We start from the raw sequence: 23,285 nt of genomic DNA, 5'->3' as shown, positions 1-23,285 counted from the left end.
GACTAGAGGGTGGGGGGGCGCGCGAGGGGGGGGGGGGTCGGGCGGGCAGGAACCAACACGTCCCCGGGGGTGGCGGAGAAGACAACGCCCCCAGCCCCCCCCCCCCCCCCCCCCCCCCCCCCCCCCCCGCGCACCACCGCCTCAGCCCAGGCGGGATTCCACCTCGGCCACGATCTCGTTGACGCCGATGGCGGTCTGCTCGCCGGACTCCATGTCCTTGAGCTGGACGACGCCCTCGGCGAGGTCGCGTTCGCCGGCGACGATCGTGTAGCGGGCGCCGCTGCGGTTGGCGTTCTTCATGGCTCCCTTGAGCCCCTTCCCGCCGTACGAGAAGTCGGCGGCGATGCCGACCTTGCGCAGCTCGTTGACCTTGGCGAAGAGGAACCGCCGCGCCTCGTCGCCGAGCGCCACCGCGAAGACGCTGGTGGCGGAGGGCAGTTCGAGCGCGACGCCTTCCGCCTCCAGGGCGAGGACCGTGCGGTCGACACCGAGCGCCCAGCCGACGGACGGCAGCGCGGGCCCGCCGATCATCTCGGACAGCCCGTCGTAGCGCCCGCCGCCGCCCACCGCGGACTGCGAGCCGAGGCCGTCGTGGACGAACTCGAAAGTCGTGCGCGTGTAGTAGTCCAGGCCGCGCACCAGCTTGGGGTCGTCCTCGTAGGGGACGCCCGCGGCCGTGATCAGCTCGCGCACCTCCTCGTGGTACGCCTTGCAGGCGTCGCACAGGTAGTCGCGCAGCAGCGGCGCGCCCACGAGCTGCTTCTGGACGTCGTCGCGCTTGTCGTCGAGGACCCGCAGGGGGTTGATGTCGGCGCGGCGGAGCGTCTCCTCGTCGAGGTCCAGCCCGCGCAGGAAGTCCTGGAGGGCGGCGCGGTAGACGGGACGGCACTCCTTGTCGCCCAGGGAGTTCAGCAGGATGCGGAACTCACGCAGTCCCAGCGACCGGTACGCCTGGTCGGCGAGGATGATCAGCTCGGCGTCGAGAGCCGGGTCCTCGGCTCCGATCGCCTCGGCGCCGACCTGCGAGAAGTGGCGGTAACGGCCCTTCTGGGGGCGCTCGTAGCGGTAGTACGAGCCCGAATACCAGAGCTTGACGGGCAGGTTGCCCGCCTTGTGCAGGTTGGCCTCCAGCGCGGCGCGCAGGACGGAGGCGGTGCCCTCGGGCCGCAGCGCGAGCCGGTCGCCGCCCTTGGTCTCGAAGGCGTACATCTCCTTGGTCACGATGTCGGTGGACTCACCGACACCGCGGGCGAACAGCTCGACGTTCTCGAAACCGGGCGTCTCGATGTACCCGTACCCGGAGGTGCGCAGCGGGGCGGCAATGGCCTCGCGCACGGCGAGGTACTTGGCGCTCTCGGGCGGGATCAGGTCGTACGTGCCCTTGGGGGCCTTGAAGGTGCTCACGGAAGGTCTCGTCACATTCCTCGTCGGGGAGCCTCGGATGCTCCCTGGCCGCCGGCGGCCACCTGCCGCAGATACGGGTTGGTGGCGCGCTCCTGGCCGATGGTCGTCTGGGGGCCGTGGCCGGACAGCACCACGGTCGAGTCGTCGAGCGGCAGGCACACACGGGCCAGCGAGTCGAGCATCTCGGCCATGTCGCCGCCGGGCAGGTCGGTGCGTCCGATGGAGCCGGCGAACAGCAGATCCCCGGAGAAGAACACGGACGGGACGTCCGCGCTCTCGGGCATCCGGAAGGTCACCGACCCCTTGGTATGGCCCGGCGCGTGCGCGACGGAGAGGCCGAGGCCCGCGAGTTCGAGCTCGGCACCGTCGGTGAGCTCCTTCACGTCGTCGGGCTCCCCCACGGTCAGCTCGCCCATCAGCGGCATGCCGATGGAGCGCCCGAGCGCCTTCTCGGGGTCGCTCATCATGTAGCGGTCCCGGGGGTGGATCCAGGCCGGCACGTCGTGCGCTCCGCACACGGGCACGACCGAGGCCACATGATCGATGTGGCCGTGGGTGAGGATGACCGCGACGGGCTTGAGCCGATGCTTGGCGAGTGCGTCCTCGACTCCCTGGGCGGCCTGATGGCCCGGGTCGATGATCACGCACTCCTCACCCGCGGCGGGGGCGACCAGGTAACAGTTGGTCCCCCAGGCCCCGGCGGGGAACCCGGCAATGAGCACGATCGTCCTTCGTTTGTGTCGTACGAGGTCATACGGCGTCGTACGGGGCGGGCGGCTGTGGCTCAGAGCCTACCGGCGCTGCCGTTTCCTCAGCGAACCCATATACGGTACGGGGCACACGCAGGCGGTCGGCTCACAAGACGCACGCGTCCCACTCGACGTACGAGACGCACGAGGAGAAAACCCGGTGGTCAGCCAGGAGCAGCGGCGGCGTCAGCTCGCCCGGGAGAAGTTCTTGCGGCAGCAGCAGCGGCGTACGGCCGCGCGGCGCAGGACGCATGCACGCAACGCGGTGATCGCGTCGGTCCTCGGCGTGGTCGTGGTGGGCAGTGTCGTGTCGTACGCGACCGGGGTCTTCAAGGACGACGACAAGAAGACCAGCGCCGGCGCGGAGGTGACTCCGAGCCCCTCGACGCCGAGCAAGGTGCCGGACCCGTGCAAGAAGGCCGCCGCGGGCAAGGTGAAGTCGCTGAGCTGGAAGAAGGAGCCGGCGGTCACCATCGACAAGTCCGCGGACTACTCGATGAAGCTGGCGACGACCTGCGGCGACATAGACGTCGACCTCAAGACGGCCGCGGCGCCGCACACGGTGAACTCGTTCAACTTCCTCGCCGGGAAGGGGTTCTTCGATCACACCAAGTGCCACCGCCTGGTCACGAACGGCATCTACGTGCTGCAGTGCGGTGACCCGCAGGGCACCGGCAGCGGCGGCCCCGGCTACACGATCCCGGACGAGAACCTGAAGGACAAAACCCTCAAGGACGGCGTCTACCCGGCGGGCACGATCGCCATGGCCAACACCGGCCAGAAGCACACCGGCGGCAGCCAGTTCTTCCTCGTGTACCAGGACAGCAAGTTGCCGCCCAGTTACACACCGTTCGGAACCGTCTCCAAGTCCGGCATGACCGTTCTGAAGAAGATCGCCGCGGCCGGCGAGAGCACCGGACAGGGTGACGGCGCGCCCAACGCGACCGTTGTGATCGACAAGATGACCGTGACGAAATCCTGACCGCCAGCTGCGAAACTTCGGTCGCGCGGGATGCGGACAGCCGCCCCGCCGGTCGCCTATGTTGGCCGTGACGAAACTGTGGACGATGCCCGGGGGCGCTGAAGCCTCCCGCAGGCATCATGTGGAGGAGGCGCTGTGAGCAGCGACCCGTGGGGCCGCGTCGACGAGACGGGGACCGTGTACGTGCGTACGGCCGACGGCGAGCAGGTCGTCGGTTCCTGGCAGGCCGGCTCGCCCGACGAGGCACTGGCCTACTTCGAGCGCAAGTACGAGGGCCTGGTTGTGGAGATCGGCCTCCTCGAGAAGCGAGTGAAGACCACCGACCTGTCGGCGAAGGACGCCCAGACCGCCATCGCGCACATCCGCGAGCAGGTGGACGCCCACCACGCGGTCGGCGATCTGGACGCGCTGCGCAAGCGGCTGGACAAGCTCGTGGAGACGGTCGACGCGCGCCGGCAGGAGCGCAAGGAGCAGCGGGCCAAGCAGTCCGACGAGGCGCGGCACGCCAAGGAGGCGCTGGTCGTCGAGGCGGAGGAGCTGGCGCAGAGCGACCAGTGGCGGGCGGCCGGTGAGCGGCTGCGCTCGCTGGTGGACACCTGGAAGGGGCTGCCGCGGCTCGACCGCAAGTCGGACGACGAGCTGTGGCACCGCTTCTCGCACGCCCGCTCGGCGTTCTCCAAGCGGCGCAAGGCGCACTTCGCGTCGCTGGACGCGCAGCGCGAGGAGGCCCGCAAGACCAAGGAGAGGCTGGTCGCCGAGGCCGAGGCGCTGTCCGGTTCGACGGACTGGGGTCCGACGGCGGCCCGCTACCGCGAGCTGATGGCGGACTGGAAGGCCGCGGGCCGCGCCCAGCGTGAGCACGAGGACGACCTGTGGAACCGCTTCCGCGGCGCCCAGGACGTCTTCTTCGCGGCGCGCAGCTCGGTCTTCGCCGAGCGGGACGCGGAGCAGTCGGAGAACCTGAAGCTCAAGGAGGAGCTGGCCGAGGAGGCCGAGAAGCTCGTCCCGGTGCAGGATCTCAAGGCCGCCCGGGCCGCCTTCCGCTCGATCAACGAGCGCTGGGAGGCCATCGGTCACGTGCCGCGCGACGCCCGCCCGAAGGTCGAGGGCCGGATGCACGCGGTGGAGCGGGCTCTGCAGGAGTCCGAGGAGGCCGAGTGGCGCCGGACCAACCCGGAGGCGCGTGCCCGTGCCGAGGGGCTCACCGGTCAGCTGCAGGCCGCCGTGGACAAGCTCACGGGGCAGATCGAGGCGGCGCGCTCCGCGGGCAACAACGCCAAGGCCGACAAGCTCCAGAAGGAGCTCGACGGCCGTCAGGCGCTGCTCGACCAGGCCCTGAAGGGTCTGCAGGAGTTCGGCGGCTGACCTGTGTCGGGCCGCCGAAGGGCGGCCGGCGTCCGGTTGCGGCCCGGCGGTGGTTTCTCCAACGCCGGGCCGCACCGCGTTGCTCAGGGGGTACGCGGTCCGCCCTGTTCGGCGATGTGGAGCGCGTGCTTGAGCACCTCGCAGGCCTCGATGTGGTTCCCGGACTCCTGCAGGAGGTCGGCGAGCCGCCGGCACACCAGGATCGCCTCGGGCCCGTACAGCTTGTGCACCTGTTGGAAGGCGAGTTCGAGGACCTCGACGGCTTCCCCGATCTGCCCGGACTCGGCGAGCAGCTCGGAGAGTTCCAGCTGCACGGCGAGCAGGTCGCCCCGGCCGTCCCGCGCCTGTTCGCGGAGGGCGAGCCAGAGCACCGGGAGGGCGTCCCTGGTGTTGCCCGCGGCGCGCAGGGCCCGGGCCACGTTGAGGCCGGTGGCGACCATGGCGGCGCGGACGTCGGCGGCCATGACCGGTCCGGCGGGGGTGCGGTGCCCGGCACGGGCCTTGTTGCGGGCGAAGGCGAGCCGCCCCACGCCGTTCTCCTGGGAGCGCTGCGGCAGGGGGCGGTTCTTGGCGCGCAGGCGCTCCTCCAGGACCCGGTAGAGGGTGTCCAGGTCGATGAGTTCGGGCCCGTCGTGTACGCCGTTGCGCAGGACGGTGAGGAGCTCTCCGGTGAAGGCGGTGTAGCGCTCGCCGTCGGGCGCGAGCGCCAGCCGGTCGCGGGGCGAGGCGGTGAGCACGAAGGCGCCGTCGACGGCGGCCTGCGCGGCGAGTACGTCACCGCCGACGAGAGTGCGCGCGGCCCGGCCGCTGAAGCAGCAGTCGAGGACGACGACCTTGCGGCGGGCGCGGGAGGCGCGCAGGGCGGAGCGCAGATGCTGGTAGGCGACGGCGGTGTAGCCGAGGTGGTCGCGTGAGTCGCCGAGCGCGAGGTACAGGTCCGCGGACTCGGAGTCGCGCATGCCGTGGCCGGCGTAATACACGATCAGGGTGTCGGTGGCCTCGTCGCCGGCCCGGTGAACCGGGTCGAGCATGGCGAGCGGGCTCTGCGGGTCGGTGACGACGGTGCAGTGCTGCACGGGGAGCCCCCAGACCGTGGCGTCGCACAGCTCGGCGGCGAGGTCGACCACGTTGGCCTCGACGGCGGGCAGTTGCGGAAGGTGCCGGTAGGAGGCGGTGCCTATGAGGACGGCCCGGGAGCGGGCCGGGTCAGGGAGCGTCGAGGTCACGCTCGGCTTCCTCCCGGTCCAGCAGCTCGATCAGGCGCCGCAGGGTCTCCTCGTCCCGCGCCGCCTCGGCGGTGAGGAGCACCTCGACCTCGCCGCGGCGCAGCGTGACGGCGGGCGCCCGCCGGCGCGACGTCTGCCACTGGAGCACGGAGACGACCAGCGACGCGGTGGACAGCCCGCTGCCGAGGGCGAGTTGGAGCATGTCGAACCCCGCGCCCATGTGGTGCGCGGAGACCGGCTCGCCCACCACCGTGGCCCGTACGTCGAGTGTCTCGTCGGCGTGCAACCAGCGCAGCAGGGAGCGGAGTTCGTCCTCGGCGCCGGGCGCCTGCCCGGCGGCCGGCGGATGCCCGGCCCCGCTGGCAACCGGGACCGCCGCGATCCCCGCGACGAAGTCAGTCATCGATCCCGTCCGTTCGTAGGCCGACACGTTTGTTCACGCGGGAGAACAGGTCCAGTGCCTGGTCTCCGGCATCCAGCCTGGCCAGGCACACGGCCTGCCAGTACTGGCTGGTCAGGGTGGTGAGATGGTCGGGGCCGAGGGACGACAGGCACACCGGCACGATCACCGCCAACATCTGTGCGGCTTCGCGGAGTTGGCCGCGCGTCACCAGGTTGACCGCCTCGCGCTGCCGGGACAGCGCGTTCTGCGGGGTCATGCTGCTCAGCACGAGTCTGCGGGTGGCGTCGCTGAGGGTGGGAGGCGCCAGGGCGCCGACGGGCTCCTCGGTCCTGCGCCGCTCCGGGCTGCCGACGGACCCCTCCGGGGCCGGGCGCGCGGGCGCAGCCGCGTCCGACGCCCCGGGCGCTCCGTGCTGCAGCCATGCGGACTCGTCCCAGTCGTACTCGGGGGTCTCGACCGGCGCCCCGTCCCGCTCGTCGGGCGCAGGAACACCGCCGAGCGCGGGCGGCTCAGCGAGCTGGTCCAGTGCCTCGTCGCGGACGTACCGGGCGAGCAGGTCGGCCAGCAGCGGGGTACCCCCCTCGGCGAGATCCCGGAGCAGCTCTTCGACCGCCTCGGCCTGCTGGGGCCGGTCCGCGGGGTCCTGTCGGCAGAGCCGGTCGACGAGTCCCGTCAGGCCGTCCGGGTACGGCAGGTGCCGGCCGGCCAGCCGTGGGACGCCGTCGCCGAGCGCCTTCTCGACGATGGCGCCGACGTCCATGGTCTCGCCGAACGGCAGCTCGCCCGTGATCATCAGGTACATGCAGGCACCGAGCCCGTAGAGGTCGGCGACGGGCTCGGGCAGGGCCCCGCGGATCGCCTCGGGTGCGATGAACTGCGGCGTGCCCATCAGCATGCCGGTCCGGGTGATCACGGCCTCCCCGGCGAGACGGGCCAGCCCGAAGTCCTGGAGGACGACGCGTCCCCCGCGGTCGATCCCGATGTTGGAGGGCTTGACGTCCCGGTGGAGCACCCCGGCCGCGTGGGCGGCGGCGAGGGCCCGGGCGACGCCGAGGGACACGGATCCCACCGCCGCCGGGGGCAGCGGACCCGTCCGGGCCACCAGGTCGGCCAGGCTCATGCCGTCGAGCACCTGCATGACGAGGTAGGGCGTACCGTCCTGCACGCCCGTGTCGTACAGCGTGACCACCGAGGGGTCGTCGATCCTGGCCAGGGCCCGGGCCTCGCGCATGAAGCGCTCCAGGGCCTCGCTGTCGGCGGCCAGGCCCTCGACGGCGGTCAGCATCTTGACCGCGACGCGGCGTCCGAGCACGTCGTCGACCGCCTCGTACACCACGCCCATGCCGCCCCGCCCGAGCAGTCCGACCGGGCGGTAGCGGCCGGCCACTAAGCCGACGTTCTCCAACTCGTCCCCCGTCCTGCGGTCAGGGCCTGCGGGCCGACGTCACCCGGTACACGTCGTACACGCCCTCCACGCCCCGCACGGCCTTCAGGACGTGCCCCAGGTGCTTGGGGTCGCCCATCTCGAAGGTGAAGCGCGAGGTGGCGACGCGGTCGCGCGAGGTCTGCACGGCCGCGGACAGGATGTTCACGTGCTGGTCGGACAGGACGCGGGTGACGTCCGACAGCAGCCGGGACCGGTCCAGCGCCTCGACCTGTATGGCGACGAGGAAGACCGAGGACTGGGTCGGCGCCCACTCGACCTCGAGGATGCGCTCGGGTTCCCGGGACAGCGAGTCGACGTTGACGCAGTCGCTGCGGTGCACCGAGACGCCGCTGCCGCGGGTCACGAACCCGATGATCGGGTCGCCGGGTACGGGCGTACAACAACGGGCCAGCTTGACCCACACGTCGTCGACGCCCTTGACGACGACACCCGGGTCGGCGTTGGACCGGCGCTTGCGGCTCCGTCCGCGGGCGGGCGGGACGCTCTCGTCGATCTCCTCGGTAGCTGCCTCCTCGCCGCCGAGCGCCTGCACCAGCTTCTGCACGACGCTTTGCGCGGCGACGTGGCCCTCGCCGATCGCCGCGTACAGCGACGAGATGTCGGGGTAGCGCATCTCGTGCGCGAGGGTGACCAGCGAGTCGCCGGTGAGGATGCGCTGGATCGGCAGGTTCTGCTTGCGCATGGCGCGCGCGATGGCGTCCTTGCCCTGCTCGATGGCCTCGTCGCGGCGCTCCTTGGAGAACCAGGCCCGGATCTTGTTGCGGGCCCGCGGCGACTTGACGAAGCCGAGCCAGTCGCGGGAGGGGCCGGCACCGGCCGCCTTGGAGGTGAAGACCTCGACCAGGTCACCGTTGTCGAGAGTCGATTCGAGCGGAACGAGACGGCCGTTGACCCGCGCTCCTATGGTGCGGTGACCGACCTCGGTGTGCACCGCGTAGGAGAAGTCGACCGGGGTGGCGCCCGCCGGGAGCGCTATGACGTCGCCCTTCGGCGTGAAAACGAAGACCTCGTTGCGGGACAGGTCGAAGCGCAGGGACTCCAGGAACTCGCCCGGGTCCTCGGTCTCCTTCTGCCAGTCCAGGAGCTGGCGCAGCCACGCCATGTCGTTGAGGTGGTCGTCCTTGCCGGTGGTCCTCGGCTGGTCCGACCGCACCTTGGAGGTGCCGGCGACGGCCTCCTGCTTGTACTTCCAGTGGGCGGCGATGCCGTACTCGGCGCGGCGGTGCATGTCGAACGTGCGGATCTGGAGTTCGACCGGCTTGCCGTTGGGCCCGATGACCGTCGTGTGCAGCGACTGGTACATGTTGAACTTGGGCATCGCGATGTAGTCCTTGAACCGGCCGGGGACCGGGTTCCACCGCGCGTGCACCGTGCCGAGGGCCGCATAGCAGTCGCGGACGGTGTCGACGAGGACACGGATGCCCACCAGGTCGTAGATCTCCGCGAAGTCACGGCCGCGGACGATCATCTTCTGGTAGACGCTGTAGTAGTGCTTCGGGCGGCCGGTGACGGTCGCCTTGATGCGGGCCGCGCGCAGGTCGGACTGGACCTCGTCGGTCACTATGGCGAGGTACTCGTCGCGCTTGGGGGCGCGCTCGGCGACCAGGCGCACGATCTCGTCGTACATCTTGGGGTAGAGGATCGCGAAGGCGAGGTCCTCCAGCTCCCACTTGATGGTGTTCATGCCCAGGCGGTGGGCGAGCGGCGCGTAGATCTCCAGGGTCTCGCGCGCCTTCTTCTCCTGCTTCTCGCGCTTGAGATAGCGCATGGTGCGCATGTTGTGCAGGCGGTCGGCGAGCTTGATGACCAGGACGCGGGGGTCCTTGGCCATCGCGACGACCATCTTGCGCACGGTCTCCGCCTGCGCGGCCTCGCCGAACTTGACCTTGTCGAGCTTGGTGACACCGTCGACGAGGAGGGCGACCTGGTCACCGAAGTCGCGGCGCAGGGTGTCCAGGCCGTACTCGGTGTCCTCCACGGTGTCGTGCAGGAGTCCCGCCATGAGCGTGGCCGGGTCCATGCCGAGCTCGGCGAGGATGGTGGTCACGGCGAGCGGGTGCGTGATGTACGGGTCGCCGCTCTTGCGCTTCTGACCGCGGTGCCAGCGCTCGGCGACCTGGTAGGCCCGCTCGATCTGGCGGAGCGTGGACGTCTCGATCTTCGGGTCGTTGCTGCGCACTATCCGCAGCAGAGGCTCCAGCACCGGGTTGTACGGGTTGGAGCGCTGGACGCCGAGCCGGGCGAGACGGGCGCGGACGCGGTTGGAGGAGCCGCCGCCGGTGCGCGCCGGCTGGCCGACCGCGGGACGGACGACCGGGGTGTGCGCGGGGCGCTCGCCCTCGGAGGGAGCCGGTTTCGGACGTGGCTGCTCCGCCGCCTTGGTTTCGGGTGCGGCCTGGGCATGCTCCACCGCCCCGTGCGCGACGGTCTTCGCGGACTCGTCCGCGGCGCCGCGCTCGGGCTTGGCGGCTGGGGCATCCCCCCGGCGCTCGGCGCTGGGGGCGAGTGGCTGGGCCTCGTCTGGCAAGAGGGCTCCTCGTGCGCGTTCCGGGTCCCCCGGTCAGGCTCCGGAGAACCCATGGTAGCGATCCCGGGCTTCGAACTCGCCTTCGGCCGGTGGGACGGCCTCGTACAGGAGAAACACCGGAGGCGGGCACCGGATTCCTCCGGGCCCGCCTCCGCGTTGCCGAACGGGTGTTCGCGGTCTCGGTGCGGGTGCTGCGCCGACCACCACCGCCGCGCCCCGGCAGATCCTTCAGACCGTGAGGAGGGCCTCCAGCGGGGCGCTCCCGAGAGCCGGCTCCAGCCGGGCACGGCCGCCCAGGAAGCCGAGTTCCATCAGGACGGCGACGCCCGCGATCTCGGCGCCGGCCCGGCGGATGAGCTGCAGCGAGGCCTCGGCGGTACCGCCGGTGGCGAGGACGTCGTCCACGACCATCACACGGTCGCCCGCGGTCAGGTCCTCGGCGTGCACCTCGATCTCGGCGGAGCCGTACTCCAGGTCGTACGTCTGGCTCAGCGTCGCTCCGGGGAGCTTGCCCGCCTTGCGTACGGGGATGAAGCCGACGCCCGCGCGGACGGCCGCCGGAGCGCCCAGGATGAAGCCGCGGGCCTCCAGACCGACGATCTTCGTGGCGCCGTTGCGCACGGTGATCTCCGCCAGGGCGTCGGTCAGCGCGGTGAACGCCGCCGGGTCGGCCAGCAAGGGCGTGATGTCCTTGAACATCACGCCCGGCTCCGGGTAGTCCGCGACGTCCCGGATGCGGCTGAGCAGCAGCTCCTCGATGCCGGTCATCGGCGCTTCCCCGACGGCCGGCCGCGGCCGCGGTTGCGGGACGCGGGCTGGTTGCGGGGGCCGACGACGGCGGGCGCGACGTCCTGCGGCTCGTCGTCCTCGTCGTCGTACTGGTCGGCGGCGACCGGGGTGTCCAGCGACTCGCCCCGCGCCGCGGCCTGCGCCCGCTTGGCGAGGACCCGCTTCTTGAGGGCCTTCATCTGCGGCTCGCGCTCCTTGAGGTCGGCGACGAGCGGCGTGGCGATGAAGATCGACGAGTACGCACCGGCCGCGAGACCGACGAACAGCGACAGGGAGATGTCGTTGAGCATGCCGGCGCCGAGGACACCGCCGCCGATGAACAGCAGGCCCGCCACCGGCAGCAGCGCGACGACCGTCGTGTTGATGGACCGGACGAGGGTGCTGTTGATCGAGCGGTCGGCGACCTCGCTGTAGGTCCAGCGGGTCTGCTTGGTGAGGTCCTTCGTCTGTTCCTTGAGGCTGTCGAAGACCACGACCGTGTCGTAGAGCGAGTAACCGAGGATCGTGAGCAGACCGATCACCGTGCCCGGGGTGACCTCGAAGCCGACCAGGGCGTAGATGCCGACGGTGATGGTGATGTCGTGGATCAGGGCGACGAGGGCGGCGACGGCCATCCGCCACTCGAAGGCGATCGCCAGGTAGATCACCACCAGGATCATGAAGATCGCCAGACCCTGCCAGGCCTTGTTGGCGATCTGGTCACCCCAGCTGGGGCCGACCAGGTCGGCGTTGATCGACTCGGACTCGACCTTCAGGTCCTTGGCGAGCTCGTCCTTGATCTGGTCCGACTTGCCGGTGTCGATACCGGCGATCTGAATGCGCAGGCCGCCGTTGCCCAGCTTCTGGACGATCGCGTCGTGGCCGGAGGCCTCTTCCGCGTACGTCTCCGCCTGGGACACCGAGACGCTGGTGCGCTCGGTGGTGAAGACGGCTCCGCCCTGGAACTCGATGCCCATGTTCAGGCCGCGCACCGTCAGGCCGAGGATGGCCGTGATGGTGATCAGGATCGAGATGCCGTACCAGATCTTGCGCTTGCCGACGAAGTCGTAGCCGATCTCGCCGCGGTGGAGCCGGGCGCCGAGGGTGCCGAGTTTCGACATCTCACGCCTCCTTCGTGTCGACGGGGGCGGACGCGCGACGGGTGCGGCGCAGCGGAGGCTTGGCGCCGAGTCGCTTCGGGTCGAGGCCCGACCAGCTGTGGCCGTTCGCGAAGAACTTCTTGCGGGCGAGGATCGTCATCAGCGGCTTGGTGAACAGGAAGACGACGACGACGTCGAGCAGCGTGGTCAGACCGAGCGTGAACGCGAAGCCCTGGACCTTGCCGACGGTGACGATGAAGAGCACCGCGGCGGCGAGGAACGACACGAAGTCGGAGACCAGGATGGTGCGCCGGGCACGCGGCCAGGCCCGCTCGACGGCGGGCCGCAGCGAGCGGCCCTCGCGGATCTCGTCCCGGATGCGTTCGAAGAACACGATGAACGAGTCCGCCGTGATGCCGATCGCCACGATGGCACCGCAGACGGCCGGCAGGTTCAGCGCGAAGCCGATGGTCGGGCCGAGCAACGCCATGATCACGTAGGTGAGGACGGCGGAGACCAGCAGCGAGGCGACCGCGATGAGCGACAGGCCGCGGTAGTAGACCACCAGGTAGATGACGACCAGGGCGAGGCCGATCGCACCGGCGATGAGACCGGCGTGCAGCTGCTCACCACCGAGGGCGGCGGTCACCGTGGTGACGCTCGCCTCCTTGAAGGTGAGCGGCAGGGCGCCGTACTTCAGCATGTTCGCCAGGTCCTGCGCCTCGGTCTGGTCGAAGCTGCCGGAGATCTCCGCGCTGCCGCCGGTCAGCGCCTGGCTGACGTACGGGTCGGAGACGACCTCGTTGTCGAGGACGATGGCGAACTGGTTCTGCGGCGACTGGTTCTGCGCGAGCTTGCCGGTGATGCTGGCGAACTTCTTCGAGCCACCGGACGTGAAGTCCATGGTGACCTTCCAGCCGGCACCGCTCTGCGTGTCGTAGACGGCGGCGGCCTTCTTGACGTCCGTGCCGGACACCTCGGCCGGGCCGAGCACGTACTTCTGCCACTGACCGTCCGAGTTCTGGCCGCAGGCCACGGTGGAGTCGGTGGGCTTGGCGCCGACTCCGGCCTTGGCGCGGTCCGCGGCCTTGGAGCAGTCGAGCGCGGCGTACTGGGCCTGGAGCTTGGCCGTGGCCGGGTCGGCGCTCGCCGAGGGGGAGGCGGAGGACTTCGCCGAGGCGCTCGCGGACGGCGAGGCGTCCGCCTTCAGACCGTCGGTGACCGCACGGCCCTGGGAGGTGGCGGAGGCCGAGGGGGTCGCGGAGCCGGACGGGGTGGCCTTGTCGGAGGCCTTGTCCGTGGCCTTGTCGCTCGCCTTGTCCGTGGGGGCCTTCGAGGCGCTGCCGCTGGGCGAGGGGCTGGCGCTCGCGTCGCCGCCGGTGACCTCCGTGGCCACGACCGGGCGGAAGTAGAGCTTGGCGGTGGTGCCGACCTGTTCCCGGGCCTGCTTGGAGTTCGTGCCCTTGGGAATGTTGACGATGATGTTCTGTCGACCCTGGGTCTGGACCTCTGCCTCGGAGACACCAAGACCATTGACACGGCGGTTCATGATGTCGACCGCGGTGTCCATGTTGGTCTTGTTGATCGCGTTGGGCTGGCCGGGCTCGTTCTTCGCCTCGAGCGTGATGCTCGTGCCGCCGGCGAGGTCGATGCCGAGACGCGGGGTGGGGTGCCCGGAGAGGAACATCCCCCCGGTGAGCGCCACGATGGCGATCAGGATGAGGGCCAGCGAGCGCCCCGGCCTGCTCTGGGCGCTCGCGCTCCGGCCCTTCTTCGGTGCTGCCACCTTCTCGTACTCCCTCTCGGGCCACCCGGCGCCGGGTGAGCGCCGGGGAGGCCATGACATGGTGTCGGGATTCCGTGCGGAACCGCACGTCCCGGGGGAACGCCGGGCGCGAGCGGGTCGCGCCGCGCTCCCGGGTCGTGCCTACTTCGCGTCGGACTCGCCGTCGGTCTTCTTCGGCTCGGCCTCGGTGGGCTCGCCGGCCGGGGCGTCCTGCGCGTCCGCGTCCTTCTTGCCGAGGTCGAGGGGCTTGTCGTCGGACACGGCGGCGGGCTCGTCGGTCCCGGTGAGGGAGGAGGCGTCGTCCGGTACGACAGCGGCGTCGTCGTCCTTCAGGTCGGGGTCGATGCCGTGGACGATGCGGTTGTACTCGTCGTCACTGAGGACGGCGCCGATCGAGTTCTTCGCGAAGATCAGGTGGACGCCGGGGGCGGCGTCGAGGAGAACCGTCTCCTCGTTGACCTCCTTCACCGTCGCGTACATGCCCCCGATCGTGCGGACGCCGGTGCCGGGCTGCATCTCGTTGCGCATCTGCGCGGCCGCCTGCTGCTTGCGCTTGGCCGAGCGGGTCATCAGGAACATGGCCCCGATGAGCACGATGAACGGGAGGAGGGTCAAGGTATTCACGGGACGGAGTTTCCTTCGCACGACCGCGCGGGGGGCGGCCTGGTGGATGGGGGTGGTCGGCGCCGCCCGCAAGGGCGGCATCGGCGGAGTCTAAGCGAGTCCGCACGGATGGAACAACGCTCAGCATGGCACCGGGGTTCCTGGCCGCGGAGAGTCCCGCGCCGTCACGCCCCGAACAGGTCCTGTTGTCCGTTTCCCCCCGGGGCCTGGCGGGGCGGGGTGAGGCCGAGATGCGCCCATGCGGCCGGTGTCGCCACCCGGCCGCGGGGGGTGCGGGCCAGCAGTCCCTCGCGTACCAGGAAGGGTTCGGCGACCTCCTCGACGGTCTCGCGCTCCTCCCCCACGGCGACCGCCAGCGTGGACAGCCCGACGGGTCCGCCCCCGAAGAGCTTCAGCAGCGCCTCCAGGACGCCCCGGTCGAGCCGGTCGAGACCTCGGGCGTCCACCTCGTAGACCGCCAGGGCCGCCGCCGCGATCTCCCGCGTGATGTGACCGTCGGCCTTGACCTGCGCGTAGTCCCGCACGCGGCGCAGCAGGCGGTTGGCGATGCGGGGGGTGCCGCGGGAGCGGCCGGCGATCTCGGCGGCGCCTGCCGTGTCGATCTCGACGTCGAGGAGGTGTGCGGAGCGGTGGATGACGCGCTCCAGTTCGGCCGGTTCGTAGAACTCCATGTGCGCGGTGAAGCCGAAGCGGTCGCGCAGCGGCGGTGGCAGCAGGCCGGCGCGCGTGGTGGCGCCGACCAGGGTGAACGGGGGCAGTTCGAGCGGGATCGCGGTGGCGCCGGGGCCCTTGCCGACGATGACGTCGACGCGGAAGTCCTCCATGGCCATGTAGAGCATCTCTTCGGCGGGCCGTGACATGCGGTGGATCTCGTCGAGGAAGAGGACCTCGCCCTCCTGGAGGGAGGACAGGATGGCGGCGAGGTCTCCGGCGTGCTGGATGGCGGGGCCGCTGGTGATGCGGATCGGGGCGCCCATCTCGGCGGCGATGATCATCGAGAGGGTGGTCTTGCCGAGTCCGGGGGCGCCGGACAGCAGCACGTGGTCGGCGGTGGCACCGCGTGCGCGGGCGGCCCGCAGGACCAGGTCGAGCTGCTCGCGGACCTTCTCCTGACCGATGAACTCGCCCAGGTCCTTCGGGCGCAGCGCGGCCTCGACAGCCTGGTCCTCGCGGTCGGCGGACGCACCGACGAGCCGCTCGTCGGCGGTCTCGTCGGTCGTGTCGTCCCAGTTCATTGCGTGTGCCTCGCGGTCGCTGTGGGGTCGGTCGAAGGGGCGTGGGGCGCTCTGGGCGCGCTCAGCGCGTCCGGTTGAGGGTCTGCAGGGCGGCCTTCAGGAGCTGCCCCACCTGCGGGTTGCCGCCCGCGGCGGTGGCCTGGGGCTCCACCGCGGAGACGGCCTCGTCGGCCTCGCGGGTCGCGTATCCGAGGCCGATCAGCGCGGCGTGCAGCTGGTCGCGCCAGCCCGCCGTGACGGCCCTGCCGATGGCGGGGCCGCCGGTGCCGAGCGGCTCGCCGAGCCGGTCCTTGAGCTCCAGGAGGAGTTTCTGGGCGCCCTTCTTGCCGATGCCGGGGACGGCGGTGAGGGCCTTCTCGTCACCGGTGGCCACCGCGCGGCGCAGCGCGTCGGGGCTGTGCACGGCGAGCATGGCCTGGGCCAGCCGGGGGCCGACGCCGCTCGCGGTCTGCAGCAGCTCGAAGACCTGCCGCTCGTCGTCGTCCACGAAGCCGTACAGGGTCAGCGAGTCCTCGCGGACGACGAGGGAGGTGGCGAGCCGGGCGTCCTGTCCCTGGCGCAGTCCGGAGAGGGTGTTGGGCGTGCACTGGACGGCGATGCCGATGCCGCCGACCTCGACCACCGCGGAGTCGGGGGCGAGGGCGGCGACCGGGCCGCTGACGAAGGCGATCATGCGGTACGCCCTTTCGATGCGTGCAGGGCGACGGCCTGCTGGAGTCTGTTCTGAGCGGGTGCGCGCCAGATGTGGCAGATGGCGAGGGCGAGGGCGTCCGCGGCGTCGGCGGGCTTGGGCGGGGCGTCGAGCCGCAGCAGGCGGGTGACCATCGCTCCCACCTGCGCCTTGTCCGCGCGTCCGCTGCCGGTGACGGCCGCTTTGACCTCGCTGGGGGTGTGCAGGGCGACGGGGATGCCGCGTCGGGCGGCGCAGAGCATCGCGACGGCACTGGCCTGGGCGGTGCCCATGACCGTGCGCACGTTGTGCTGGCTGAACACCCGCTCCACGGCGACGAATTCGGGCCGGTACTCGTCGAGCCACCGCTCGATGCCCTGCTCGACGGCGACGAGGCGCAGGCCCAGCTCGGCGTCGGCCGGGGTCCGTACGACGCCGACGCCGCACATGGTCAGGGGGCGTCCCGCGACTCCTTCGACCACCCCGACACCGCACCGGGTCAACCCCGGGTCAACACCCAGTACCCGCACCCCAAGCCCCTCCGTCGATCTCCTGTTTGTGCAGGCTATCGGGTACCGCCGACAAAGCTACGGGCCGACGGGATGTGTGTCCCCGTCGGCCCGTGGCTGCTGTCGGCCGCTCAGGCGTCGACCTTCGCCATCACGTCGTCGCTCACGTCGAAGTTCGCGAAGACGTTCTGCACGTCGTCGCTGTCCTCGAGCGCGTCGATCAGCTTGAAGATCTTGCGGGCACCCTCTTCGTCCAGCTCGACCTGCATGGTCGGGACGAAGTTGGCGTCGGCGGAGTCGTAGTCGACGCCCGCCTCCTGGAGCGCGGTGCGGACCGCCACCAGGTCGGTTGCCTCGGAGATGACCTCGAAGGACTCGCCGAGGTCGTTGACCTCCTCGGCACCCGCGTCGAGCACCGCGCCCAGGACGTCGTCCTCGGACAGCTCGCCCTTGGGGACGATGACGACGCCCTTGCGGTTGAACAGGTACGAGACGGAACCCGGGTCGGCCATGGAGCCGCCGTTGCGGGTCATGGCGACGCGGACGTCGGAGGCGGCGCGGTTGCGGTTGTCGGTGAGGCACTCGATGAGCACCGCGACACCGTTCGGGCCGTAGCCCTCGTACATGATCGTCTCGTAGTCGGCGCCACCGGCTTCGAGACCGGCGCCGCGCTTGACCGCCGAGTCGATGTTCTTGTTCGGGACCGAGCTCTTCTTGGCCTTCTGGATGGCGTCGAAGAGGGTGGGGTTGCCGGCCGGGTCGGCGCCACCCGTCCGGGCCGCGACCTCGATGTTCTTGATCATCTTCGCGAAGAGCTTGCCGCGCTTGGCGTCGATCACGGCCTTCTTGTGCTTCGTCGTAGCCCATTTAGAGTGGCCGGACATCTGCCTGTCTCCTTCGCGTAACCCAACTCTTTACGAACGCCAGAGATCCTACAAGGACTCCGGTGTCCGGTTCGCGCGCACCATGTCGACGAACAGGCCGTGCATGCGGTGGTCGCCGGTCAGTTCCGGGTGGAACGACGTGGCGAGGGCATTGCCCTGGCGCACGGCGACGATGTGGCCCTCGTGCTCGGCGAGCACCTCGGCCGCGGCGCCGACGGACTCGACCCAGGGGGCACGGATGAAGACGCCCTCCACCGGGTCGCCCTCGACGCCCGCGACCTCGACGGCGGCCTCGAAGGACTCGTTCTGCCGCCCGAAGGCGTTGCGGCGCACGATCATGTCGATGCCGCCGACGGTCTCCTGACCCGAGCGCGGGTCGAGGATCTTGTCGGCGAGCATGATCATGCCCGCGCAGGTGCCGTAGACGGGCATGCCGTCCCGCACGCGCGCGCGGAGGGGTTCCATCAGGCCGAAGAGCACGGCCAGCTTGGAGATGGTGGTGGACTCGCCGCCGGGGATGACGAGACCGTCGACCTCGGCGAGTTCCTCGGGGCGCCGCACCTGCCTGGCCACGGCGTCCGCCGCGGCCAGGGCGCTCAGGTGCTCCCGTACGTCGCCCTGGAGGGCCAGGACGCCTATGACAGGTGCTTCGGTCATGAGTGGTTACCAGCCGCGGTTGGCGTAGCGCTCGGCCTCGGGGAGGGTGTCGCAGTTGATGCCGACCATGGCCTCGCCCAGGTTGCGGGACGCGTCCGCGATGATCTTCGGGTCGTCGTAGAAGGTGGTCGCCTTCACGATGGCGGCGGCACGCTTGGCCGGGTCGCCCGACTTGAAGATGCCGGAGCCGACGAAGACGCCCTCGGCGCCGAGCTGGCGCATCAGCGCGGCGTCGGCGGGGGTGGCGACACCGCCGGCCGAGAACAGCACCACGGGGAGCTTGCCGAGCTCGGCGACCTCCTTGACGATCTCGTACGGGGCGCGCAGCTCCTTGGCGGCGGCGTACAGCTCGTTGTTGTCGAAGCCGCGCAGCTTGGCGATCTCGTTCTTGATCTGGCGCAGGTGGCGGACGGCCTCGACGACGTTGCCGGTACCGGCCTCGCCCTTGGAGCGGATCATGGCCGCGCCCTCGGCGATGCGGCGCAGGGCCTCGCCCAGGTTGGTGGCACCGCAGACGAAGGGGGTCGTGAACGCCCACTTGTCCGAGTGGTTGACCTCGTCGGCCGGGGTGAGGACCTCGGACTCGTCGATGTAGTCGACGCCGAGGGACTGCAGGACCTGGGCCTCGACGAAGTGGCCGATTCGGGACTTGGCCATGACCGGGATGGAGACCGCGTCGATGATCTCCTCGATCATGGTCGGGTCCGACATGCGGGCCACGCCGCCGTCCTTGCGGATGTCGGCCGGGACCCGCTCCAGGGCCATGACGGCCACGGCGCCGGCGTCCTCGGCGATCTTCGCCTGCTCGGCGTTGACCACGTCCATGATCACGCCGCCCTTGAGCTGCTCGGCCATGCCGCGCTTGACGCGCGCGGTGCCGGTCGCGGAGTTGTCGGCGGGCTGGGCGGAGTTGGAGAGCGTGCTGGACACGGGTTGACCTCACTCGGTGGAAAAAGAGGGGGCTGCTGCAGCACCGAGGAAACGACGGCGGACCAGGCCACAGCAAGGGCCAATGACGAGCCGGTGGCTCATTTTTCGTCCACCCTGCGTAAAGACGCAGGCCACGGGCCTGCCACGGGTCGTGGGAGGGGGCCGACGCCGGGCCCGGGCCGGGGGCCTCGGGGTGCGTGATCACCCTTCGGGGTCCGGCCCCGGCCACCCGCGTGGCGGGAGCGGCCCTCCGCCATCCGCGTCGGCGGATCTGCGGAGCGGTCTAGGACGTGGGCCGGTCCGCCAGTGCCACCGGCGCCTCGTCGTCCATCTCGAAGGCGAGCGGGAACGGCGCGTGCCCCGCGAGCCGGAACCAGCGCACCTTGCGATGCCGGCGGAGCGCGCGGGCCGCGCGGACGGCGTCGTTGTGGAACCGCCGGGCCATCGGCACCCTGCGCACCGCCTGGGCCAGCTCGTTCGCGGCCTCCTCGCCGCCGGGCGCCGCGCGGACCGCCTCCACCTGCGCCGTCTCCCCGAACACGGCCCGCAGGGCCTGGCTGAGCTCGCTCTCGGCGACCTCCCGCTGGTCCTCCTCGGCCTGCCGGGCGGCGTGGGCGGCCTCGTAGAGCACGATCGAGGCGGCCGGGTCCAGCACTCCCGAGGTGGCCAGCTCCTGGGCGACCGATGCCCGGCGCAGCAGTTGGGCGTCCAGGGCGGCGCGCGCGGCGTCGATCCGTGCGTGCAGCCGGTCGAGGCGCCCTGCGGTCCAGCTCAGGTACAGGCCGATGGCGACGAGGCCGACGAGGATCCAGATGAGGGTTGCGGTCACGGGCCGCAAGGCTACCCGTGTGCGACCAGGGGTCCGTGGGGCACCGGCGGCAATGAGCCCACCGCCCGCCGGCCCGGGCGCTCACGCCGGCTCCCCGGCGCCCACCGCGGGCCCGGGCCTGCCCCCGGCGGGACGCACCCCGCGCCGGCGGGCCGCACGGGAGGGGGCACCGGGAGGGGGCACCGGGAGGGGGCACCGGGAGGGGGCACCGGGAGGGGGCACCGGGAGGGGGCGCCGCCTCAGTCCCGTGCGAGCCCGAAGCGCGCCATCAGGCCGGTCCGTTCGTCGGCCGCGACCGCCGCCGCGCCGTCCGTCACCGTCTCGTACACGGACAGGATGTCCGCGCCGACCGTCGACCAGTCGAAGCGCCGCACGTGGGCGCTCCCCCGCTCGCGCAGCTCGGCCCGGCGCGCGTCGTCGCCGAGGAGCCGCACGGCCGCCTCGGCGAGCGCGTCCGCGTCCTCGTTGGCGAAGAGTTCACCGGCCGCGCCCTGGTCGAGCACCTGGGCGAACGCGTCGAGGTCGGAGGCGAGCACCGGGGCCCCCGCCGACATCGCCTCGACCAGGATGATCCCGAAGCTCTCGCCGCCGGTGTTGGGCGCGACGTACACGTCGACGCTGCGCAGGAAACGCGCCTTGTCCGCGTCGCTGACCATGCCGAGGAACTCCACGCGCGAGCGCATCTCGGCCGGCAGGTCCTCCACGGCCTCCTTCTCGTCGCCGCGCCCGGCGACCAGGAGCCGGGTCCGCGGACGCGCGGCGAGGATCTTCGGCAGCGCCTTCATGAGCACCGGCAGTCCCTTGCGGGGCTCGTCGATACGCCCTATGAAGCCGAGGGTGTCGCCCTGCCAGGCGGGGTTGGGCTTGGCGCGGGCGAAGAAGTCGACGTCGACGCCGTTCGGGATGACGACGGCGTCGCCGCCGAGGTGCTCGACGAGCGTGCGGCGCGCGTACTCGCTCACCGCGATCCGCGCGCTGATCTTCTCCAGCGCGGGCTGGAGGATCGGGTACGCGGCGATCATCGCCCGGGAGCGCGGGTTGGAGGTGTGGAAGGTGGCGACGATGGGCCCCTGGGCGGCCCAGCACGTCAGCAGCCCCAGCGACGGCGAGGTCGGCTCGTGGATGTGGATGACGTCGAACCTGCCGTCGTGCAGCCAGCGCCGCACCCGGGCGGCGCTCAGGAAGCCGAAGTTGAGGCGCGCGACGGACCCGTTGTACGGCACCGGGACCGCGCGGCCCGCCGAGACGACGTACGGCGGGAGGGGCGTCTCGTCGTCGGCCGGGGCGAGGACCGAGACCTCGTGCCCGAGGCGGATGAGGTGCTCGGCCAGGTCGCGGATGTGGAACTGGACGCCGCCCGGGACGTCCCAGGAGTAGGGGCAGACGATGCCGATCCTCACGCGTCCTCCCGCTGGGACGGCTCGGGGCGGGGCTCCAGGTCGGCGACCCACAGGCGCTGCAGCATGTGCCAGTCCTCCGGATGTTCGGCGATTCCCGTGGCGAAGGCGTCGGCCAGCGCCTGTGTCATCACAGACGTCTTCTCGGCGCGGTCGCCTGTCCCGGGAACCTCGACGGGCGGATGGACCCGGCCCTTCATCACCGGCGAGTCGTCGTACCAGAGCGTCACCGGGAGAAGCAGCGCGCCGGTCTGCTGGGCCAGCAGCGCCGGTCCCGCGGGCATCCGCGCCGTCTCCCCGAAGAAGTCGACCTCGACGCCGGACGCGGACAGGTCGCGGTCGGCGACCAGGCAGACCAGGCCGCCGTCGCGCAGCCGCCGGGCCAGCGTGCCGAACGCGGAGCCGCCGCTGTGCGGCAGGACCTCCATGCCCAGGCCCTCGCGGTAGGCGACGAAACGGTCGTACAGCGACTCGGGCTTCAGGCGCTCGGCGACGGTCGTGAAGGGCGTCTTCAGCTCGGTGGTGACCCAGGCGCCGGCCAGGTCCCAGTTGCCCAGGTGCGGCAGCGCGAGGATCACGCCCCGGCCGGCTTCGAGGCCGTCGCTGAGGTGGTGCAGGTCCGTGCCCTCGAAGCCCGTCCGCACGCGGTCCTCGCTCCAGGCGGGCAGCCGGAAGGACTCCATCCAGTAGCGCAGGTACGAGCGCATGCCCGCCCGGGACAGCTCGGCGAGCCGCTCCGGGCTCGCGTCGGGCACCACGCGCGCGTAGTTGCTCTCCAGCCGCAGCACGCCCTTGCCGCGCCGCTTCCAGGTGGCGTCGGCAATGGTCCGGCCGAGCCGTACGGCGACGGACTCGGGGAGCTTCTTGACGGTGCTCCAGCCGAGGGCGTACGCCCCGTCTGTGAGCCGGTCCTGCAGACTGCTCACGAGGTCGCCCCGCTGCCCTGGGCGGCGTCCGCGGCGTCGGCCTCGGCGGACTCCCGGCGCACCGTGACGACCCGCTGGATCAGTGTGACGAGGCTGCCGACCGCGACGATCCACAGCGCGATGGGCAGCAGCCACTGGATGCCCGGGACACCGAACTTGTGCAGGCCGGCGAAGCCGGCGGCGACCAGCGAGATCACCAGCCGCTCGGCGCGCTCGACCAGGCCGTTGACCGCCACCGGCAGGCCGATCGCCTCGCCCCGGGCCTTGGTGTACGACACGACCTGACCGCTGGCCAGGCAGAAGATGGAGACCGCGCACAGCACGTTGTCGTCGCCGCCGCCGGCGTACCAGAGGGCGAATCCGCCGAAGATGGCGCCGTCGGCGACCCGGTCGAGCGTCGAGTCGAGGAAGGCTCCCCAGCGGCTGGTGCGGCCGAGCTGGCGCGCCATGTTCCCGTCGACGAGGTCGGAGAACACGAAGAGCGTGATCACGACCGTGCCCCAGAAGAACTCGCCCATGGGGTAGAAGACCAGCGCGCCCGCCATGACTCCGGCCGTGCCGAGGAGGGTCACGGTGTCGGGGCTGACCCCCCGGCGGATGAGAAACGCGGCGAACGGTGTGAGGACACGCGTGAAGAATGCACGCGCGTACTTGTTCAGCATGGCCTTCCCGAGGGTCGGTGTCGCCGGGCGGCCCCTGCTGGCCACCGGCTGGCCCATCGTAGCCACGCGCGCGCCGGTGCGACGGCCGGGCACCCGCGCCCCGTGTCACGCCGGGACGGCGCCGGTGTCACGGCGGGATCGCGTCCGTCGTATGGACGCACCGTGACGGGAGTGGAAAGCTCGAAGAACCGCGGGCGTCGCCGGA

At 71.3% G+C, this 23,285-nt stretch carries 22 protein-coding genes; 2 read left to right on the top strand and 20 right to left on the bottom strand.

From position 1 onward, the window contains the following. Positions 1–141 precede the first annotated feature (141 nt). Together hisS and ACZ4NT_RS08970 are read right to left on the bottom strand one after the other, a co-directional pair. On the bottom strand, positions 142–1,404 hold the full coding sequence (gene hisS / locus ACZ4NT_RS08975; protein WP_467724414.1) for a histidine--tRNA ligase: 1,263 nt from the start codon (positions 1,402–1,404) through the stop codon (positions 142–144). Positions 1,405–1,415: 11 nt separating this feature from the next. Further along, entirely contained in the window at positions 1,416–2,126 is a 711-nt protein-coding gene (locus ACZ4NT_RS08970; RefSeq protein ID WP_121404403.1) for an MBL fold metallo-hydrolase, read from the bottom strand. A 187-nt stretch (positions 2,127–2,313) separates the two neighbouring features. On the opposite strand from ACZ4NT_RS08970, the gene ACZ4NT_RS08965 reads away from it, so the two are divergent. Together ACZ4NT_RS08965 and ACZ4NT_RS08960 are read left to right on the top strand one after the other, a co-directional pair. Further along, positions 2,314–3,135 (top strand): peptidylprolyl isomerase, encoded by an 822-nt coding sequence (locus ACZ4NT_RS08965; protein ID WP_121404402.1) that lies wholly within the window; start codon positions 2,314–2,316, stop codon positions 3,133–3,135. Positions 3,136–3,270: 135 nt separating this feature from the next. After that, on the top strand, positions 3,271–4,500 hold the full coding sequence (locus ACZ4NT_RS08960; protein ID WP_121404401.1) for a DUF349 domain-containing protein: 1,230 nt from the start codon (positions 3,271–3,273) through the stop codon (positions 4,498–4,500). 83 nt (positions 4,501–4,583) lie between these two features. Here the strand turns inward: ACZ4NT_RS08960 and ACZ4NT_RS08955 are convergent, their stop codons facing one another. From ACZ4NT_RS08955 to pgsA, 18 genes are all read right to left on the bottom strand, one after another. Beyond that, the gene (locus ACZ4NT_RS08955) at positions 4,584–5,726 is read right to left on the bottom strand and encodes a caspase, EACC1-associated type (protein ID WP_121404400.1); all 1,143 of its coding nucleotides are present in this window, start codon (positions 5,724–5,726) and stop codon (positions 4,584–4,586) included. Continuing rightward, entirely contained in the window at positions 5,707–6,129 is a 423-nt protein-coding gene (locus ACZ4NT_RS08950) for an effector-associated constant component EACC1 (RefSeq protein ID WP_121404398.1), read from the bottom strand. Before ACZ4NT_RS08950 ends, ACZ4NT_RS08955 begins: the two co-directional genes overlap by 20 nt. Beyond that, the gene (locus ACZ4NT_RS08945; protein ID WP_467724411.1) at positions 6,122–7,534 is read right to left on the bottom strand and encodes a serine/threonine-protein kinase; all 1,413 of its coding nucleotides are present in this window, start codon (positions 7,532–7,534) and stop codon (positions 6,122–6,124) included. The genes ACZ4NT_RS08950 and ACZ4NT_RS08945 overlap by 8 nt, the downstream gene beginning before the upstream one ends. A gap of 19 nt (positions 7,535–7,553) precedes the next feature. Then, positions 7,554–10,103, bottom strand: coding sequence for a RelA/SpoT family protein (locus ACZ4NT_RS08940; RefSeq protein ID WP_467724409.1), 2,550 nt, complete (start codon positions 10,101–10,103; stop codon positions 7,554–7,556). A gap of 228 nt (positions 10,104–10,331) precedes the next feature. Continuing rightward, positions 10,332–10,871 carry an adenine phosphoribosyltransferase gene (locus tag ACZ4NT_RS08935; RefSeq protein ID WP_121404393.1) on the bottom strand — a complete coding sequence of 180 codons (540 nt, stop codon included), beginning with the start codon at positions 10,869–10,871 and terminating at the stop codon, positions 10,332–10,334. Then, positions 10,868–11,992 (bottom strand): protein translocase subunit SecF, encoded by a 1,125-nt coding sequence (gene secF, locus ACZ4NT_RS08930; protein WP_121404391.1) that lies wholly within the window; start codon positions 11,990–11,992, stop codon positions 10,868–10,870. Before secF ends, ACZ4NT_RS08935 begins: the two co-directional genes overlap by 4 nt. A 1-nt stretch (position 11,993) precedes the next feature. Then, positions 11,994–13,757 (bottom strand): protein translocase subunit SecD, encoded by a 1,764-nt coding sequence (gene secD, locus ACZ4NT_RS08925; RefSeq protein ID WP_467724406.1) that lies wholly within the window; start codon positions 13,755–13,757, stop codon positions 11,994–11,996. Between the two features lie 141 nt (positions 13,758–13,898). Continuing rightward, a complete protein-coding gene (gene yajC, locus ACZ4NT_RS08920; RefSeq protein ID WP_121404388.1) occupies positions 13,899–14,381 on the bottom strand; it encodes a preprotein translocase subunit YajC in 483 nt (160 codons plus the stop codon). Between the two features lie 164 nt (positions 14,382–14,545). Continuing rightward, a complete protein-coding gene (ruvB, locus tag ACZ4NT_RS08915) occupies positions 14,546–15,616 on the bottom strand; it encodes a Holliday junction branch migration DNA helicase RuvB (protein ID WP_121404387.1) in 1,071 nt (356 codons plus the stop codon). Between the two features lie 61 nt (positions 15,617–15,677). After that, complete coding sequence (gene ruvA, locus ACZ4NT_RS08910) at positions 15,678–16,289, bottom strand: Holliday junction branch migration protein RuvA (RefSeq protein ID WP_121404385.1); 612 nt, start codon at positions 16,287–16,289, stop codon at positions 15,678–15,680. Continuing rightward, complete coding sequence (gene ruvC / locus ACZ4NT_RS08905; protein WP_121404383.1) at positions 16,286–16,816, bottom strand: crossover junction endodeoxyribonuclease RuvC; 531 nt, start codon at positions 16,814–16,816, stop codon at positions 16,286–16,288. The genes ruvA and ruvC overlap by 4 nt, the downstream gene beginning before the upstream one ends. A gap of 110 nt (positions 16,817–16,926) precedes the next feature. Next, complete coding sequence (locus ACZ4NT_RS08900) at positions 16,927–17,679, bottom strand: YebC/PmpR family DNA-binding transcriptional regulator (RefSeq protein ID WP_121404381.1); 753 nt, start codon at positions 17,677–17,679, stop codon at positions 16,927–16,929. 48 nt (positions 17,680–17,727) lie between these two features. Continuing rightward, on the bottom strand, positions 17,728–18,336 hold the full coding sequence (gene pdxT / locus ACZ4NT_RS08895) for a pyridoxal 5'-phosphate synthase glutaminase subunit PdxT (protein ID WP_467724402.1): 609 nt from the start codon (positions 18,334–18,336) through the stop codon (positions 17,728–17,730). 6 nt (positions 18,337–18,342) lie between these two features. Beyond that, complete coding sequence (gene pdxS / locus ACZ4NT_RS08890; protein WP_467724513.1) at positions 18,343–19,191, bottom strand: pyridoxal 5'-phosphate synthase lyase subunit PdxS; 849 nt, start codon at positions 19,189–19,191, stop codon at positions 18,343–18,345. A 358-nt stretch (positions 19,192–19,549) separates the two neighbouring features. Beyond that, positions 19,550–20,095 carry a hypothetical protein gene (locus ACZ4NT_RS08885; RefSeq protein WP_121404375.1) on the bottom strand — a complete coding sequence of 182 codons (546 nt, stop codon included), beginning with the start codon at positions 20,093–20,095 and terminating at the stop codon, positions 19,550–19,552. 239 nt (positions 20,096–20,334) lie between these two features. Continuing rightward, the gene (locus ACZ4NT_RS08880) at positions 20,335–21,495 is read right to left on the bottom strand and encodes a glycosyltransferase family 4 protein (protein WP_121404373.1); all 1,161 of its coding nucleotides are present in this window, start codon (positions 21,493–21,495) and stop codon (positions 20,335–20,337) included. Further along, positions 21,492–22,418 carry a phosphatidylinositol mannoside acyltransferase gene (locus ACZ4NT_RS08875; RefSeq protein WP_467724399.1) on the bottom strand — a complete coding sequence of 309 codons (927 nt, stop codon included), beginning with the start codon at positions 22,416–22,418 and terminating at the stop codon, positions 21,492–21,494. Before ACZ4NT_RS08875 ends, ACZ4NT_RS08880 begins: the two co-directional genes overlap by 4 nt. Further along, positions 22,415–23,137 (bottom strand): phosphatidylinositol phosphate synthase, encoded by a 723-nt coding sequence (pgsA, locus tag ACZ4NT_RS08870; protein WP_121404369.1) that lies wholly within the window; start codon positions 23,135–23,137, stop codon positions 22,415–22,417. Before pgsA ends, ACZ4NT_RS08875 begins: the two co-directional genes overlap by 4 nt. Between the last annotated feature and the right edge of the window lie 148 nt (positions 23,138–23,285).

The sequence above is a fragment of the Streptomyces sp. NPDC026417 genome (genome assembly GCF_055567695.1).
This window is presented reverse-complemented; position numbering and strand designations above follow the sequence as displayed.